Annotated in this window: 15 protein-coding genes and 1 pseudogene; 9 read left to right on the top strand and 7 right to left on the bottom strand. The window is 68.8% G+C overall.

What is annotated here, in order from left to right; translation table 11 throughout:
- Positions 1-5: 5 nt before the first annotated feature.
- Positions 6-989, top strand: a complete 984-nt coding sequence (gene cobD / locus J2W78_RS04620; protein WP_253373968.1) for a threonine-phosphate decarboxylase CobD — start codon at positions 6-8, stop codon at positions 987-989.
- Here the strand turns inward: cobD and J2W78_RS04615 are convergent.
- Complete coding sequence (locus tag J2W78_RS04615) at positions 982-2166, bottom strand: MFS transporter (protein WP_253368412.1); 1185 nt, start codon at positions 2164-2166, stop codon at positions 982-984. The two genes, cobD and J2W78_RS04615, sit on opposite strands and share 8 nt — an antisense overlap.
- A 406-nt stretch (positions 2167-2572) precedes the next feature.
- Here J2W78_RS04615 and J2W78_RS04610 point away from each other — a divergent pair, with 406 nt between their 5' ends.
- The 3 genes from J2W78_RS04610 to J2W78_RS04600 all read left to right on the top strand — a co-directional run bounded on the left by J2W78_RS04610 (position 2573) and on the right by J2W78_RS04600 (position 4880).
- On the top strand, positions 2573-2776 hold the full coding sequence (locus J2W78_RS04610) for a hypothetical protein (RefSeq protein WP_056198113.1): 204 nt from the start codon (positions 2573-2575) through the stop codon (positions 2774-2776).
- A gap of 201 nt (positions 2777-2977) precedes the next feature.
- Positions 2978-4387, top strand: a complete 1410-nt coding sequence (locus tag J2W78_RS04605; RefSeq protein ID WP_253368410.1) for a malonyl-CoA decarboxylase — start codon at positions 2978-2980, stop codon at positions 4385-4387.
- 136 nt (positions 4388-4523) lie between these two features.
- The gene (locus J2W78_RS04600) at positions 4524-4880 is read left to right on the top strand and encodes a CsbD family protein (RefSeq protein ID WP_060771956.1); all 357 of its coding nucleotides are present in this window, start codon (positions 4524-4526) and stop codon (positions 4878-4880) included.
- Between the two features lie 54 nt (positions 4881-4934).
- Here the strand turns inward: J2W78_RS04600 and J2W78_RS04595 are convergent, their stop codons facing one another.
- Positions 4935-5720, bottom strand: coding sequence for a 3-hydroxybutyrate dehydrogenase (locus tag J2W78_RS04595; RefSeq protein ID WP_253368408.1), 786 nt, complete (start codon positions 5718-5720; stop codon positions 4935-4937).
- Between the two features lie 213 nt (positions 5721-5933).
- Between J2W78_RS04595 and J2W78_RS04590 the strand changes: the two genes are divergently transcribed.
- The 4 genes from J2W78_RS04590 to rplS all read left to right on the top strand — a co-directional run bounded on the left by J2W78_RS04590 (position 5934) and on the right by rplS (position 9798).
- Positions 5934-6887 carry an acetyl-CoA carboxylase carboxyltransferase subunit alpha gene (locus tag J2W78_RS04590; protein ID WP_253373967.1) on the top strand — a complete coding sequence of 318 codons (954 nt, stop codon included), beginning with the start codon at positions 5934-5936 and terminating at the stop codon, positions 6885-6887.
- The gene (locus J2W78_RS04585; RefSeq protein ID WP_253368406.1) at positions 6884-7597 is read left to right on the top strand and encodes a DUF1796 family putative cysteine peptidase; all 714 of its coding nucleotides are present in this window, start codon (positions 6884-6886) and stop codon (positions 7595-7597) included. The genes J2W78_RS04590 and J2W78_RS04585 overlap by 4 nt, the downstream gene beginning before the upstream one ends.
- 147 nt (positions 7598-7744) lie before the next feature.
- Positions 7745-9184, top strand: a complete 1440-nt coding sequence (locus J2W78_RS04580) for a L,D-transpeptidase family protein (protein ID WP_253368404.1) — start codon at positions 7745-7747, stop codon at positions 9182-9184.
- 206 nt (positions 9185-9390) lie between these two features.
- The gene (gene rplS, locus J2W78_RS04575) at positions 9391-9798 is read left to right on the top strand and encodes a 50S ribosomal protein L19 (RefSeq protein WP_253368402.1); all 408 of its coding nucleotides are present in this window, start codon (positions 9391-9393) and stop codon (positions 9796-9798) included.
- 312 nt (positions 9799-10110) lie between these two features.
- On the opposite strand, the gene J2W78_RS04570 is transcribed toward rplS, so the two are convergent.
- Positions 10111-11307, bottom strand: a complete 1197-nt coding sequence (locus J2W78_RS04570; protein WP_253368400.1) for a lytic murein transglycosylase — start codon at positions 11305-11307, stop codon at positions 10111-10113.
- A 287-nt stretch (positions 11308-11594) separates the two neighbouring features.
- Between J2W78_RS04570 and rpsD the strand changes: the two genes are divergently transcribed.
- Positions 11595-12212, top strand: coding sequence for a 30S ribosomal protein S4 (gene rpsD, locus J2W78_RS04565; RefSeq protein ID WP_060771962.1), 618 nt, complete (start codon positions 11595-11597; stop codon positions 12210-12212).
- 166 nt (positions 12213-12378) lie between these two features.
- On the opposite strand, the gene J2W78_RS04560 is transcribed toward rpsD, so the two are convergent.
- The 4 genes and pseudogenes from J2W78_RS04560 to J2W78_RS04545 all read right to left on the bottom strand — a co-directional run bounded on the left by J2W78_RS04560 (position 12379) and on the right by J2W78_RS04545 (position 16063).
- Positions 12379-13431 (bottom strand): NAD(P)H-dependent flavin oxidoreductase, encoded by a 1053-nt coding sequence (locus J2W78_RS04560; RefSeq protein ID WP_253368398.1) that lies wholly within the window; start codon positions 13429-13431, stop codon positions 12379-12381.
- Between the two features lie 101 nt (positions 13432-13532).
- Positions 13533-14375 carry a CDP-alcohol phosphatidyltransferase family protein gene (locus J2W78_RS04555; protein WP_253368396.1) on the bottom strand — a complete coding sequence of 281 codons (843 nt, stop codon included), beginning with the start codon at positions 14373-14375 and terminating at the stop codon, positions 13533-13535.
- Between the two features lie 74 nt (positions 14376-14449).
- Positions 14450-15160 (bottom strand): phosphatidylserine decarboxylase, encoded by a 711-nt coding sequence (locus J2W78_RS04550; RefSeq protein ID WP_253368394.1) that lies wholly within the window; start codon positions 15158-15160, stop codon positions 14450-14452.
- Positions 15161-15223: 63 nt separating this feature from the next.
- Positions 15224-16063 (bottom strand): annotated as a pseudogene (locus J2W78_RS04545) (diguanylate cyclase domain-containing protein).
- Between the last annotated feature and the right edge of the window lie 133 nt (positions 16064-16196).

The raw sequence follows: 16196 nt of genomic DNA, 5'->3' as shown, positions 1-16196 counted from the left end.
GCGGGATGGAAGGGCGCGGGGTGCTGACGGACGGTATTGCGCATGGCGGCGATCTCGACGCGGCCCGCCGGCTGTTTCCGGGCGCGCCCGAGCCGTGGATCGACCTTTCGACCGGTATCAACCCGGTGCCCTATCCGCTGCCGCCGTTTGAAGCCAGTGCCCTTCACCGCCTGCCCTCCCCCGCCGACCTGGCCCGGCTCAAATCCGCGGCGTCGGCGGCCTACGGCGCGCCGGGGCCGGACCATGTCGTTGCCGCGCCCGGCACGCAGATCCTGATCGAGACCCTGCCGCGGCTCCTGCCGCCGTCTTGCGTCGCGGTGGTCGGCCCGACCTATGCCGAGCACGCCGCCGCCTGGACCCGCTCCGGCCATACGGTGCGCAGCGTGGGCGATCCGCGCGAGGCCGAGGGCGCCGATGTCGTGGTGGCGGTCAGCCCCAACAATCCCGACGGGCGCGTGTTCTCGGCCGAGGCGTTGGCGCGCGTCGCCGGGGGAGGCCTCGTCGTGCTCGATCAGGCCTTCGCCGACCTGGAGCCCGTGGAGGCCGCGCGGCCGGGGCCCGGCCTCGTGGTCCTGCGTTCGTTCGGCAAGACCTACGGGCTCGCGGGCCTTCGGCTCGGCTTCGCTCTCGCCGAGCCGGCGCTGGCGCGGCGCATCGAATCCGCCCTCGGTCCCTGGGCGGTCTCGGGCCCCGCCATTGCCGCGGGCTGCGCGGCGCTGCCGGATGCCGCGTGGCGCCGCGTGGCCACCGCCGATCGGGCGAAGGACGCGGGCCGCCTCGACCGGATGATCGAACGGGCCGGCGGACGGATCGTCGGCGGGACGGCCCTGTTCCGCACGGCGGATTTCCCGGACGGGCCCGGCCTGTCCCGGAAACTCGGTGAGGCCGGGATCTACGTGCGGCGCTTCCCCGAGGCGCCGGAGCGGCTGCGCTTCGGCCTGCCCCCGGACAAGGCGGCATGGTGCCGCCTCTCGCGGGTGCTCAGGTAGGCTGGGATCTGCCGCCGAGCCAGGACACGACGAGCGCGGCGAGCGCGAAGGCGCCGCCGACGGCGCAGACGCCGGGCCAGTCCGCGAGGAGGAAGGCACGCGAGCCGAGGAAGGCGCCGGCCGCTCCGCCGATAAAGACCGCGGTGAACAGCACGGTGTTGATGCGTCCGCGGGCGCCCGGCGCGAGGGCGTAGGCGCGGGTCTGGTTTGCGATCAAGGCGCCGTTGATGCCGATGTCGAGGAGCAGCACGCCGGCCGCGATGGCGAGGAGCGATACCTCACCGGCCAGCGCCAGCACCACGAAGGCCGCCGCGACCAGAACGCTGCCGACGATCACCACCGGCCGGGCGCCGCGCCGGTCGCTGTAGCGGCCGGAATAGGGGGCGATCAGCGCGCCTGCGACGCCGATGACGCCGAACAAGCCCGCGCCCGCCGCGGTGAGGTCGAAGGGCGGCGCCTCCACGAGGAGGGCGAGCGTCGCCCAGAACGCGTTGAAGCTGGCAAACAGCAGGGCCTGGGACAGGCTGGCATTGCGGAGGATCGGCTGGCTGCGCACGAGATGCAGCAGCGAGATCATCAGCGCGCGATAACGCAGGCGCTGCTTCGGTGCGCTGCGTGGCAGCGTGCGCCACGCGATTCCCGCCATGGCGACGGCGAGGCCGGCGGCTGCGAAGAACACCGCGCGCCACCCGAATTGCGCGCCGACGAAGCCGCTCGCGGTGCGGGCGAGCAGGATGCCGGAGAGCAGGCCGGTCATTACCCCGCCGACGATCCGCCCCCGGCTCGCATCGGGCGCGAGCTCGGCGGCGAAGGGCACCGCCTGCTGCGCGGCGCAGGCGAGCACCCCGATGACGAGGCTGGCCCCTGTGAGCACCGCGAGGTTCGGGCTGAGTGCTGCGGCGACCAGGGCGACGGCCAGCCCCAGCAACTGCCACACGATGAGGTCGCGCCGCGGCAGGGCATCGCCCAGGGGCACCAGGAACAGGATGCCCAGACCGTAGCCGACGAGGCTGGCCGTCGGCACGAGGAGTGCCGCGCGCTCGCCGAACTCGGCGACGAGAACCGCGAGCAGAGGCTGATTATAGTAGATGTTGGCGACGGCCCCACCCGCGATCAGGGTCAGCCCGATGCGCGTCGTGGGGGACAGGGCGCGGTCGCCGCCCGCATCACCGCTCATCGGTGTGCCGTCCGGATCTCGGAGGGCTGGGATGGATAGGCAGCTAGCGGCGGGAAAAACGACATGGACCGCCCCATACGGCAGGCCGCAGCCGGACCGCCAGCCCTGGCGACACGGCGAGCCGCAGCCGTCGCGCGGCAGAATGTCCGGCTTCGCTCGGACTGCCCTACGAGATGCCCTGTCGAAGACCGCATCGGCGCAAAGGGCGAATGCGAGGCGGATGTGCCGCGAGGGACAGCCTGACGCGCGACGGTAGCAACCCTCAAAAGACTGCCTATATGATCAATTGTAAGAAAAACGCACAGCCTTTGCAGCAGCTTGGCCCTGCAACCATTTGCAGATGGGCGCGTGATGGCGCACATTTTCCCCCGGTGGCCGGCCGCCGCTTCAAGATGAGGAGTCGTGTATGCCGAATTACCGCGTCCACTTCGCGAAGCAGATCCTCGGAGTGCCCTTCACGGTCGGTTTCGTCGAAATTTCCCGCGCCCGCGATCCGGAGCGCGCCCTGAAGGCCGCGGAGATCCGCTTTGCCCGCTCACGCGGTGTGAACGATTGGCGCGAGCGCGCCGACACTGTGGATCTCGCGCCGCATGCCGAGGCCGAGTTCTGACGGCCCCCGGCGGATCGGCCTTGGCCGATCCGAGCATGCCGGCGCAGCGCAATTTTCTCAGCGGAATGGTATTGCCGGAGGCGCCCGGCAGGCCTGCTGCCTGCTTCCCATATCTGGCGCCGAGGCGGCGTAGGCTTTAGGTTCCCGTAACGGCCGAGCCTCGTCTGCGTCGGCTCGGCGGATCCAAGGGCTTGTTCGGTCATGGCGGCGATCTCGTTCCTCGGCGATCTCATCCAGACCATCAGTGACCGGGGCCGCGACCTCATCGGCTTGGCCCGCTCCGATCTGGCACGGACGGCGAGCGCGGCCGACCTCGCCCGGTTCTGCGAAGACCTGATTTCCCGGCGCGGCGAAGCCTCGGGCGTCGCGCTCGCCCGCTTGATCCTCGATCGCTACGCCGCCTTCCCGCTTGAGGACCGGCTCGCCTTCCTCGAACTCATCGCCACCGAATTCGGTGCCGACCACGACGCGGTCGATGCCGCCATCGCTGCTTACCGCACCGATCCGACGCGGGCCCGTCTCGGCCTGCTGCATGTGGCGGCCGAGCCGCGATCGCAGGAACTGATCCGACGGCTCAATCTCGCCCGCGGCGGTACCCTGGCGCTGGTGCGGATGCGCGAGGATCTGTTCGCGCTGCGCAAGCGCCTGAAAGACCGCGAGGCCGCCCCGGAGACAATCGACGCGGCGGCGAGCCTCGACAGCGATTTCGAGCACCTGTTCGCCTCGTGGTTCAATCGGGGCTTCCTCGTGCTGCGCCACATCGACTGGTCGACGCCGGCCGACATCCTCGAGAAGATCATCCGTTACGAGGCGGTCCACGAGATCGCCGATTGGGACGAGTTACGCCGCCGCATCCAGCCGACGGACCGGCGCTGCTTCGCCTTCTTCCATCCGGCCCTGCTCGACGAGCCGCTGATCTTCGTCGAGGTGGCGCTCACCAACGCCATCGCTCCGGCGATCCAGCCGATCCTTGCGGATGGGCGCGAGCCGGTGCCGGCGCGCAGCGCCACGACCGCGATCTTCTACTCGATCTCGAACTGCCAGAAGGGCTTGGCCGGTGTCACCTTCGGCAACTTCCTCATCAAGCAGGTGGTCGAGGACCTCGCCCGCGAGATTCCCTCTCTGAAGACCTTCGTCACCCTCTCGCCGGTGCCCGGCTTCCGCACTTGGCTCGATCGCGAGCGTGGTGCCGACGCGCCGCAGGCCCTGACGAGGGAGGATGTGGAGGCGCTGCGCCTGCTCGATACCGAGGATTGGCGGGCCGACAAGACGAAGTGCGAGGCGGTTCGGCGTGCCATGCTGCCTGCAGCGGCCGCCTATTTCCTGCGCGCCAAGAACGAGCGGGGCCGCCCGCTCGACCCGGTGGCCCGCTTCCATCTCGGCAATGGCGCGCGGCTGGAGCGGATGAACTTTCTCGGCGACACCTCGAGGAAGGGCCTGAAGCAGTCCTATGGGCTGATGGTGAACTACCTCTACGATCTCTCAGCGATCGAGAAGAACCACGAGACCTACGTCAATCTCGGCACCGTCGCGACCTCCTCGGCGGTCAGCCGCGAGCTGCGCTCCAACCTGCCGCCCCCGCGGGCGGTGGTGCTGGCCGAGGCGGGCTGAGTCGCGTCCTCGGCGGAGCGGCGGACGCCGCTTTTTCGCTGCGGCGCGGGACCGATTCCATCCTCGCACGTTCTCCTGTCCGACGCCCGCCCGAAACTCTCGAGGTGGCGGGCCTGACAAGAACAGGAGTTCCGCCATGGTTGATACGGATCGCATCGTCGGCACCGCGAAGGATCTCGGCGGCCGGGCGCAGGGCGTGGTGGGCGATGCGCTCGGCTCCGACCGGGATTCGCTGGAAGGCCGTTACCGGGAGGCCGAGGGCCGCGCGCAGCGCATCTACGGGCAGGCCAAGGACACCGTGCGCGACATCGCCGACGACGTCGGCGGCTATGCGGAGGACGCCTACGACCGCGTCAGCCGTAACGGCGGTACGTATCTGCGCGACGGGCGCGAGCGGGTCGAGACGCAGGTCGGGGAGAACCCGTTCCTCGCACTCTTGATTGCCGGTGCCGTCGGCTACGGCCTCGCGCTGCTGCTGCATTCTCGCCGCTGAACAAAGATCTCGGAGCGCGGCATTCCCCTCGCCGCGCTCCGCTCTTCGTCGGCGCTACTGCGCGGTCCAGCCGCCATCCATGGCAATGTTCGCGCCGGTGATCTGGCTGGCGCTGTCCGTGCACAGGAACAGGGCGAGCGCGGCGACCTGATCGATCGTCACGAATTCCTTCGTCGGCTGCGCCTTGAGCAGCACGTCCTCGATCACCTGCTCCTTGGTGAGGCCACGCGCTTTCATCGTGTCCGGGATCTGGCTCTCCACCAGCGGCGTCCAGACATAGCCCGGCGAGATGCAGTTCACGGTGATGCCGTGGGTGGCGAGTTCGAGCGCAGCCGTCTTGGTGAGGCCGACGACGCCGTGCTTGGCCGCGACGTAGGCCGACTTGTAGGGCGAGGCGACCATCGAGTGCGCCGAGGCGGTGTTGATGACCCGGCCCCAGCCCTTCGCCTTCATGTGCGGCACGGCTGCACGCAGGGTGTGGAAGGCCGAGGAGAGGTTGAGCGCGATGATCTGGTCCCACTTCTCGACCGGGAAGTCCTCGATCGGCGAGACGTACTGGATGCCCGCATTGTTCACGAGGATGTCGATGCTACCGAACGTCTCGACCGAGAGTGCGATCAACCCGCCGATCTCGTCGGGCTTCGTGAGGTCGGCAGGCGAGTAGGCCGCCTTGACCCCGAACTCGCTCTCGATGCCGCTGCGGGTCCGCTCGATGTCTTCGGCGTTGCCGAATCCGTTGAGGACCACGTTCGCGCCAGCCTTGGCGAAGCTCTTGGCGATGGCGAGGCCGATGCCGCTGGTCGAGCCGGTGACGACGGCGGATTTCCCTTGCAGGCTCATGAATTCCCTCCGGTTCACGGGCCACGCGGACCCTTTCGCCCCACGACTTGCCCCAATGGTTCGGCGAAGTCGATCTTGCTGCGCCGCACGCGCTGACGCTAAGCGGCGGTTGACACCTATGCCTGCTTCCCCGAACACCTCGCGCCGGTCGCAGGGCGCCGGGCGGGTGCACGGCTGCCGAGCAAGAAGTTGGACCGACGATCGATGGCGGTGATGCGCTCCTATCTCGACTTCGAGAAGCCCGTGGCGGAACTCGAGGCGAAGCTCGAGGAACTCAGGGCCCTGGGCCAGCGCGACGGCGCCGTCTCGATCAGCGAGGAGGTCGGGCGCCTCGAGGGCAAGGCCGCCCAGGCGCTCGCTGAGATCTACGCCGCCCTCACACCCTGGCAGAAGACGCAGGTCGCCCGCCATCCGCAGCGGCCGCATTTCGTCGATTACTGCGCCGGGCTGATCGAGGAGTTCACGCCGCTGGCCGGTGACCGCACCTTCGGCGAGGACGAGGCGATCCTCGGCGGCTTCGGGCGCTTCCGCGGCCGCCCGGTCTGTGTCCTCGGCCAGGAGAAGGGTGCCACCACCGAGGCGCGCCTGCGGCACAATTTCGGGATGGCCCGGCCGGAGGGCTACCGCAAGGCCGTGCGCCTGATGGAGACCGCCGACCGTTTCGGCCTGCCCGTGCTCGCCTTCGTCGACACCGCGGGCGCCTTCCCCGGCATCGAGGCGGAGGAGCGCGGTCAGGCCGAGGCCATCGCCCGCTCCACGGAAGCCTGCCTCGCGCTCGGCGTGCCGAACGTCGCCGTCGTCATCGGCGAGGGCGGCTCGGGCGGAGCCATTGCCATCGCCACCGCCAACACGGTGATGATGCTGGAACACGCCATCTACAGCGTGATCTCGCCGGAGGGCGCCGCCTCGATCCTGTGGCGCGACCAGGGCCGGGCGCACGACGCCGCCACTGCCATGAAGATCACCGCGCAGGATCTGCTGCGCCTCGGCATCATCGATTCGATCGTGCCCGAAGCCACCGGCGGCGCCCACCGCGACCGCCAGGCGGCCCTCGACGCGACCGGTGACGCCATCGCCCGCGCGCTGGCGGAGTTCGAAGGCCTGAGCCGGGATGAGATCCGCGACCGGCGCGCACAGAAGTTTCTCGAGATCGGCCGCAAGCTGTGAAATGGGGGCTCGGCGCGGGCCTGCTGAACGGCCTGCGCCGCCTCGGCCGGCGCGACCTCCGCGAACCGCGTGCCGTCAACCACATCTCGCTCGGCAGCCACTGCCATACCGCACAGATCCTGAAAGGGCTCGGCCTGCGCAGGTGGTCGGCGCCTTTCGACTGGATCTTCTCCTCACCGGGAATGGTCCGCGATTGTCTCGCCGACGACTTTTCCGATCTGCTCGAGCAGCGCCACTATCAAAGCACACCGCTGCACGAGCGGCAGGCGCCGAACGAGACGCGTTGCCGCCATCTCCTCTATCGGGATCGGCACGCGATTCCGTTCGTGTTCAACCACCACGATCCGGCGGCCAGCGACGAGGATTACCGCTTCCTGCAAGCCGGCGTACGACGGCTGCGTGCGGCCCTGGACCGGCCCGGTGCCCGCAACCGCTTCTACCTGATGACCGCTCTTCCCACCGAAGCGGCGACGGTTCGTGCGATCCACGACGCGCTGACGGCGCGGGCTGCGGACAATCACCTTCTGATGCTTCAGTTGCACCAAGGGAAGAGCCAAGCGGTGAGCGTGCTCGCGCAGGAGCCGCATCTCGACTGGCTCCGAATCGAGGTTCGTTCGCCATCGGTCGGTGTCCGCTTCGCCGATCCCGCCGATGACGCGTTCTTGAAGGCTGTCATGCGCGAGCGCAGTCTATTTCCTGCGGAACCGTGACGGATCTGCAACGCCTGTCCACAATGTGGATTGCTGCCTTGCGGTAAGTTCTGGGTAAGCTTAGCGAGGCTATAGGGTTCGGGGAGTGACGTCCGCAAAAGGGCAGGAATTGCCCTGCGGGCGAGGACACGTAAGGACGGGTTCCCCATGGCTGTGCGTCCGTTTGTGGCGGCTGCTGCCGTTGCTCTGGCGATGACCCTCGGTGCCTGCCAGGACAGCGCCATGCTCGGTGGCGCTTCGACCCGCAGCCTAACCCCGGTTCCCCCCCAGACGCTCGCGCTCATGCAGACCAAGGGCATGAGCCAATCCGACCCGATCCTGATCCGCGCCTTCAAGAAGGAAGCGGAGATGGAGGTGTGGAAGCGCGGCGCCAACGGCCAGTACGCCCTGCTGAAGACCTTCCCGATCTGCCGCTGGTCGGGCCAGCTCGGCCCCAAGCTGAAGCAGGGCGACCGGCAGGCGCCGGAGGGCTTCTACGCGATCACGCCGGGTCAGATGAACCCGAACTCCAGCTACTATCTCTCCTTCGATGTCGGCTACCCGAACGCCATCGACCGAGCCAAGGGCGGCACCGGCAACTACATCATGGTGCACGGCACCTGCTCGTCCTCGGGCTGCTTCGCGATGACCGACGCCTCGATGTCGGAAATCTACGCCATCGCCCGCGAGGCCTTCAACGGCGGCCAGCGCGCCTTCCAGTTCCAATCCTACCCGTTCCGGATGACGGCTTCGAACATCGCCAAGTTCCGCAACGACCCCAACACGCCGTTCTGGAAGAACCTCAAGGAAGGCTCGGACTATTTCGAGACCCTCAAGGAGGAGCCGCGTGTCGCGGCCTGCGGCACGAAATACGTGTTCGGCGGTGCCGACGTGGCGGCGGGCAACTGCACGCCGCGGGTCGATCCGCTGGTTGCCGAGAAGCGCGACCGCGACAGCCACGAGGTTGCCGAGCTGATCGCAAAGGGCACGCCCGCGACCCGTGTCGTCTACGACGACGGCGGCCAGAACCCGGTCTTCCGTCCTCAGAAGCCGGAAGGGCCGACCTTCGCGGCCCTCATCGAGAACGAGAAGGAAAAGGAGAAGGAGCTCGCCTACACGGCCAAGGAATACGGGCGCTATCACCTCGGTGACGTCAGCCGGCCGGAGAGCCTCGCGCTCGGACCGAACGAGTTCGAGGTCGATGCCAAGGGTAAGCCCGTCCTGATCGCCGCCGCCCCCGCCGACGCGCCCGGCCCGACCAAGGCTGCCGCCGCCCGTAAGGAGCAGACCAAGTCGACGACGGTGGTCGCGGTGCAGGAGCCAGCCAAGGTGGGTGACGGCAAGGCGGGCGAGGCTAAGCCGGGCTCGACCAAGCCGCACCGGATCGCCGTGGCCGATGCGGACGGCGACGTGAGCGCCTTCAGCAAGGTTCTGGGCAAGAAGCCCGGCAAGGACGAGAAGGCCGCCGAAGCGCCGAAGTCTGAGACGTCCAAGTCCGACGCGTCCAAGTCCGAGGCCCACAAATCGAAGCCGGCGGCCAAGGACGCGACATCCGCCGCCGCGAAGCCGCAGGCTGCCGTCACGACCACCGGCTCCCTGCGGAACTGACGGCCCCTGACGGCTCGGCGCGGTGGCGGCCAAGAGCCGTGATTACGCCGTGACTTCTCCGGCGCGGTCAGGCCGTCGGAGCGTGGCGCGAACCCCATCGACAAAGCCGCGCACATCCTGTAGAGCCCCGGCCAACTCACAACAGGATGCCGAAATCCTGACGCCCGGACTTCACCGGACGGGCGCTAACGGCCGGAGCGTTTCCAATGAACATCATCGAGCAGCTCGAGCGGGAAGAAGTCGCCCGCCTCGCCAAGACCATCCCGGATTTCGAGCCGGGTGACACGGTCATCGTCAACGTCCGCGTCAAGGAAGGCGAGCGTACCCGCGTCCAGGCCTATGAGGGCGTCTGCATCGCCCGGAACGGCGGCGGGCTCAACGAGAGCTTCACCGTCCGCAAGATCTCCTACGGCGAGGGCGTGGAGCGCGTCTTCCCCGTGCACTCCCCGATGATCGACTCGATCAAGGTGGTCCGCCGCGGTAAGGTCCGCCGCGCCAAGCTCTACTACCTGCGCGACCGTCGCGGTAAGTCGGCCCGTATCGTCGAGCGCTCGGACCGCTCCGAGAAGACCGCCAAGGCCCAGAAGGCCACTGCCGCGACCGCCGCGGAGTAATCCTTATCCGAGAGTGGCCCTGCGGGGCCGCTTTTGCCGATGTGCCCGTCCCGAGACGATCGGGGCGGGTTTTTTGTTGCCCCTCGGGCTGCATCATCGACATTGAGGCGGCACGAGTCCGGTCATTTCGATAGCCTCGGCACCGCATCGCAGTGACGACGAAGCTGGCGCGCACCGTCGCTTGCTGTCGGCCAAGCGCAACCGGTCGAAGCCGGATGCGGGCGGTGCCCCGTGAATCAAAAGGCCGCGGGTGACGCGTGCGGCTGAGCGCACGGACACCACGCGGCCCGCGAGAATGGTGGAGGGTGAGCGTTATCCCCGACGCAGCGCCTCTAGCACCTTGCCCCCCGGCCGCCCGGTGGCGGGCATCCCGAGTTGGCGCTCGATGTCCTTGATCGCATCGCGGGTCTTGGAGCCGACTTTCCCGTCCGACTCGCCGACATCGTAGCCGCGGGCAGTCAGGCGGGTCTGGAGGTCGCGACGCTCGGCACGCGAGAGCGGCGGGTCGTCGGTCGGCCAATCGGCCTGGACGCCGGGGCGGCCCCGCAGGCGGTCCGAGAGGACGGCGATGGCCAGCCCGTAGGATTCAGCGGCGTTGTAGGAGTAGATCGCGTCGAAGTTCTTCGTCACGAGGAAGGCCGGGCCGTTGATGCCGGCGGGCGCGATGATGCCGGCGGGTCCCTCCCCGGTCAGCGCCTTGCCGTCGACGCGGGTGACGCCGAGCGAGGCCCAGTGACTGAGCGCGTGCTTGTTCTTGCGGCCCGCAGCGGCGACGTTGAAGCCGCGCGGCAGCCGTACCTCGTAGCCCCAGGGCTGGCCGTTCGACCACTTGGCGACGCGCAGGAAGTTGGCGGTGGAGGCGACCGCGTCGGCCACCGAATCAACCACGTCGCGCCGTCCGTCGCCGTCGCCGTCCACGGCGAGTCGCTGGTAGGTGGTCGGCATGAACTGCGTCTGGCCGAAGGCGCCGGCCCAGGAGCCGGTCAGCCGCGAGGCCTCGATGTCGCCCCGCTCGATGATCTTCAGCGTCGCGATCAGTTCCGTGCGGAAGAAGTCGCGCCGGCGGTTGCTCGAGCAGGCCAGCGTGGCGAGCGATTGCACCAGCGGCATCTTGCCGAGGTTCTTGCCGAAATTGGATTCCACGCCCCACACCGCGGCGATGGTGTGACGATCGACGCCGTAGCGTGCCTCCGCGTTCGCCAGCGCCTGGGCATGCTGGCGCATGGCCGCGCGCCCGTCCTCGACCCGCTCTTCGTCGACCAGCGCCGACATGTAATCCCAGATCGGCGTCTTGAACTCCGGCTGTGCCTGGGACAGCTCGATCACCTTGTCGTCGTAGGCAATGTTGGCGGTCGCGGCCCGGAAGGTCTGGGCCGAGACGCCGGCCCCGGCGGCCTGCGCCTGGATGCCGGCAAGGCAGGATTGGAAGTCGGCTCGCGCGGGGCCGGCGAGAAGGCCGCTGGCAAGGGCAAGCCCGATCAGGCTGGCGCGGGTGGCTGGCGTCGGCATGGGTCGGCGCTCCGTCAGAGTTCGGGGATTCTCTCGCGCGATTCAGGCGATACGAGGGTTAATGAAGGGTGAGGATCGATGTGCGACGGAGTCGCTGCACGGGGCCCGGCATTGACCGTGCTCACGTTCTCGTCTAGGCACCCGCTCGTGTACGGGGCTCCGGTTTGGGGCCCCGTCGCATTTCCTGCGCACCCGTGGGCGGTAACAGCCGCCCTGTCGCCCTCGCCGCTCCGGCGAAGAGGGAGAGGAGGGCGCGTTCCTCAAAAATTTGTTCCAGAGGAACAGCGATGTCAAAACGCATCCAGGCGAAGCACAAGCTTGATCGCCGCATGGGCCAGAACATCTGGGGCCGCCCGAAGAGCCCCGTGAACCGCCGCGAATACGGCCCCGGCCAGCACGGCCAGCGCCGCAAGGGCAAGATGAGCGACTTCGGCACGCAGCTGCGCGCCAAGCAGAAGCTCAAGGGCTACTACGGCAACATCACCGAGAAGCAGTTCCGCCGTTACTACGCCGAGGCGATCCGCCTGCGCGGTGACTCCGGCGAGAACCTGATCGGCCTGCTCGAGCGCCGCCTCGACGCCGTGGTGTACCGCTCGAAGTTCGTCGCGACCCCGTTCGCCGCGCGCCAGTTCGTCAACCACGGGCACATCAAGGTCAACGGCCGCCGGGTCAACATCCCGAGCTACCAGGTCAAGGCCGGCGACGTGATCGAGGTGAAGGAAGCCTCCCGCCAGCTCGAGATCGTGGTCGTGGCCTCGCAGCTCGCCGAGCGCGACGTGCCGGACTACATCGAGGTCGATCATCACAAGATGACCGCCCGCGTCACCCGGATCCCGGGCCTCACCGAGGTGCCCTACCCGGTGCAGATGGAACCGAACCTCGTGATCGAGTTCTACTCGCGCTAATTTTTCGAGATCGTCTCGGAATGTGAAAGGGCCGCCCCTCGGGGTGGCCCTTTTTCGTTGCGCTCTCAAGCATCGTCCCGAAAGGTGGTTGCCGGCTTTCGGAAAAAGACGATGCAAAAACAAGAGCCTAGCGCATCGTTTTAGATCCGATATCCAGGACGATGCGCTAGCTCGATACGCCGCTCGCCAGCAGGCGGGTCAGTTCGGCCGCCTGCCGTTCCCGCGAGAGGCCCACCGCCTGCCCGGACCATAGGGGCGAGAAATCGCCCGAGCCCGCCGCCTCCGCGGCCGTGCGCAGGGGCTGGAGCGCCACCGCCGCGCCGGGAAAGGCCGGAGCGAGCGGGCTGACGGGTCCGAGCTCGCGCACGGCACGGGTGAGCAGGCCGCGGGCCGGGCGCCCCGTCAGCACGTTGGTGAGGGCCGTGTCCTCATCGCGGGCTGCCGCCAGCGCCGCACGATAGGGCGCGGAAATGCCGGCCTCGGGGCAGCGCAGATAGGCGGTGCCGACCTGCACGGCGCTGGCGCCCAGCGCGAAGGCCGCCGCGACGCCGCGAGGATCACCGATACCGCCGGCCGCGATCACCGGCACATCCACGGCGTCGACGATCTGCGGCACGAGGGCGATGGTGCCGACCTGCGAGGCGGCCGCGTCGGTGAGGAACATACCACGGTGACCGCCGGCCTCCGCGCCTTGCGCGATCACCGCATCGACGCCGCGCTGGCGAAGCCAGCGCGCTTCGCGCACCGTGGTGGCCGAGGACAGGATCAGGCAGCCAGCGTCCCGCACCCGCCGCAGCAGCGGCTCCGCAGGCAGACCGAAATGGAAGCTGACGACGGCCGGACGCAGCTCTTCCACCACCTCGGCCATCGCGGCGTCGAAGGGCGCGCGGTTGGCCATCGCCACCGGCGCCGCCGGGTCGAGCCCGAACGCCGCGTAGTAGGGCGCGAGGGCGGCCCGCCACGCGGCCTCGCGCGCCGGATCGGGGGCGGCTGGCTCGTGGCAGAAGAAGTTCAGGTTGAACGGCGCCTCCGTCACGGCCCTGATCGCGGCCACCTCGGCGCGGATCTGATCGGGTGTGAGCGCGGCGCAGGCAAGGGAGCCGAGCCCGCCCGCCCCGCTGACGGCAGCGGCGAGTGGCGCCTTCGGGCCGACCATCGGAGCCTGGATGATCGGATGCACGATCCCGATCCGCCGGACGAAATCCGTCTCGCCTGTCATGGCTGTCTCCTCGCTCGCCCCGATACGGGTGACGGGGCGAGGGCGGATGGGGCTCGGGGCCGGATCCCGGTCAGTGGAGGGATCTTCGCAGGGGCGGAGCGTTACGCCCCCGGCGCCGCCGGATGTTCCACCGTCGCGGAGGCGGTCGTGCGCGAGGCTTCCTGCTTCAGGCGCTTGCGGTACTGCGCGGCGCCGAAGGGAAGGCCCGTGAGATAGGCCAAGCTCACCGCCGCCATCGCCTCGAACGGGAAGCTGATGACGAGGCCGAAGACGACCACGACCACGAGGAAGATCGGCACCACGAGGTCGCGCGGCACGCGCTTGCCCCAGGTCTTGCCCGAGAAGGTCGGCACGGTGGAGACGACGAGGAGCGCGATGGCGAGCACGTAGACGAGGATGACCGGCCGACCCCAGGCACTGAAGTCGAGGCCGAGGAAGTGCAGGTAGAGCGGCAGCATACCCGTGATCGCACCGGCCGGCGCCGGCATGCCGACGAAGTAGTCTTTCTTCCACTCGGGGCGGTTGGGATCGTCGAGCATCGCGTTGAAGCGCGCGAGCCGCAGGCACATGGCGATGGCGAAGACGAGCGCCACGATCCAGCCGACGGACTTCAGATTGTGCAGGGTGAAGCTGTAGAGGATCAGTGCCGGGGCACAGCCGAAATTGACGAAGTCGGCGAGCGAATCGAGTTCGGCGCCGAAGCGCGACGTGCCCTTGAGCAGGCGCGCCACGCGCCCGTCGATCCCGTCGAGGACGGCGGCGACGATAACCGCGATCACCGCCGGCTCGAACCGGCCCTCGAAGGCGAGCCGAATCGCGGTCAGCCCGAGGCAGAGCGCGAGCAGGGTGATCATGTTCGGCGCGATCATCCGAAACGGCACCGGCCGGAACCGGCGCGGCCGATCGTTCGCGTCCGGCGCAAAGGGCGGGAACAGATCGTCCATGTCGTCCCTCGACTCGTCTCTCGACGTGTCTTTCGGCTCGTCGCTTCTCGCCATGTCGCTCTTCTGCACAGAGATCAGATGCGGCGGAAGGCCCGCTCCGAGCCGCCGCCGAGATCGGCCAGCACGGTCTCGCCGGCCACCGCCTTCTGGCCGAGGCCGACGAGCACACGGGTGCCGAGCGGCAGGTAGACATCGACCCGCGAGCCGAACCGGATGAGGCCGAAGCGCTCGCCGACCTGTTTGGACTCGCCGGCCGAGACGAAGCCGACGATGCGTCGGGCCACGAGGCCGGCGATCTGCACCACGCCGATCCGCACCGGCTGGCCGCGATGGCTCGTCTCCATGACGAGGCCGTTGCGCTCGTTGTCCTCACTCGCCTTGTCGAGTTCGGCGTTGAGGAACAGGCCCGGCGTGTAGTGGATCTGCCCGATCTTGCCGGAGACCGGCACGCGGTTCACGTGGCAGTCGAACACGTTCATGAACACCGAGATCCGCAGCATCGGCTCGTGCGAAAGGTCGAGTTCGGCGGGCGGCAGCACGGTCGAGATCAGGTTCACCCGCCCGTCGGCGGGAGAGACGATGAGGCCGTCGCCGACCGGCACCACCCGCTCGGGATCACGGAAGAAGTAGCAGACCCAGAGCGTCAGGATCAGGAAGATCCAGCCGAAGAACTGCGAGAAGTAGCCGAGCACCACGGTGAGCACGATGCCGATCAGGATGAAGGGGTAGCCCTCCTTGTGGATCGGCACGAGCGTCCGGCGGATCGTCTCGATGAGGTCGGTCATGGTCTCTTGTAGCTTTTCTGCGCGGGGCGCTTCGTTGCCGGATGGCAGGGGCCTCGGCATCCGTCAACCGCCCCTTGGCGAGGGCTCGACCCATGAGGCCGCGGCAAGGCCGCCCGCGTCGAACAGGCGGTAGGTGCGCCGTCCCGCCGCCTTGGTGGCGTAGAGGGCGGTGTCCGCCAGTGCGATCGGGTCCGGTACGCCTCGGCACAGGGCCGCACCGACGGAGGCGCCGAGCGGGTAGCGCCGTCCCCCTTGATCGAACGGACGATTGAGGGCCGCGACGAGCCGTTCGGCGCAGGTCGCCGCCTCGGTCGCGTCGGCGTCGAGAATCACGGCGAACTCGTCTCCGCCGATGCGTGCCACGAGTTCGGCGCGCTGGCAGGTGAGGCTGATTCGCCGGGCGGCTTCGCGAAGGCAGTGGTCCCCGGCCGGATGTCAGTGGGTGTCGTTGATCGCCTTGAAGCCGTCGAGATCGATCAGGAGCAAAGCACTCACAGGCTCACGCAGGCGGGCGTCGAAACAGGCGCGGTTGGCAAGTCCCGTCAGCGCGTCGGTCTCTGCCTGAAGACGCAGCTCTTCGAGCCGGCGGCGCTCCTCCGTGACGTCCTGCTTCAGTCCATAGAGCCGCATGGGCCGGCCGTTCCGCGTTTCGACCGTGGCGGTGATGCGGATCCAGCGATGCCCACCACCGGGCGGTACGAGTTCCGCGTCGAGGCTGAACCCGCCTGCCCCCGCGATCGCCCGGTCGCGCAGCGCCGTCAGCCGGCGCCGCGACGCTTCGCTATAGAGGGCGAGCGTGTCGGGCCGCCCGACCGGAACCCCGCGGGGCAGGCCGAACAGATCGTAGACGCCGTTGCTCCAAGTCAGCCGCTCATCCGGCAGGCTGCAGGTCCACAATCCCATGCCGGCGACCCGTAGGGCCGGTTCGAACGGTGCCTCGGCCTGCGCCAGGGCCGCCCGCTGCGCGCCGATGATCGCGGCCTGGATACGCAACTGCGTCCGCAAGCGCTCGATTTCGGCGCTTTCGCCCGGTCCC

The sequence above is a fragment of the Methylorubrum extorquens genome (assembly GCF_024169925.1).
Classification (GTDB): Bacteria; Pseudomonadota; Alphaproteobacteria; order Rhizobiales; family Beijerinckiaceae; genus Methylobacterium; species Methylobacterium extorquens_A.
The sequence above is the reverse complement of the archived record's forward strand: the minus strand, read 5'-3'. Positions and strand labels throughout refer to the sequence as shown.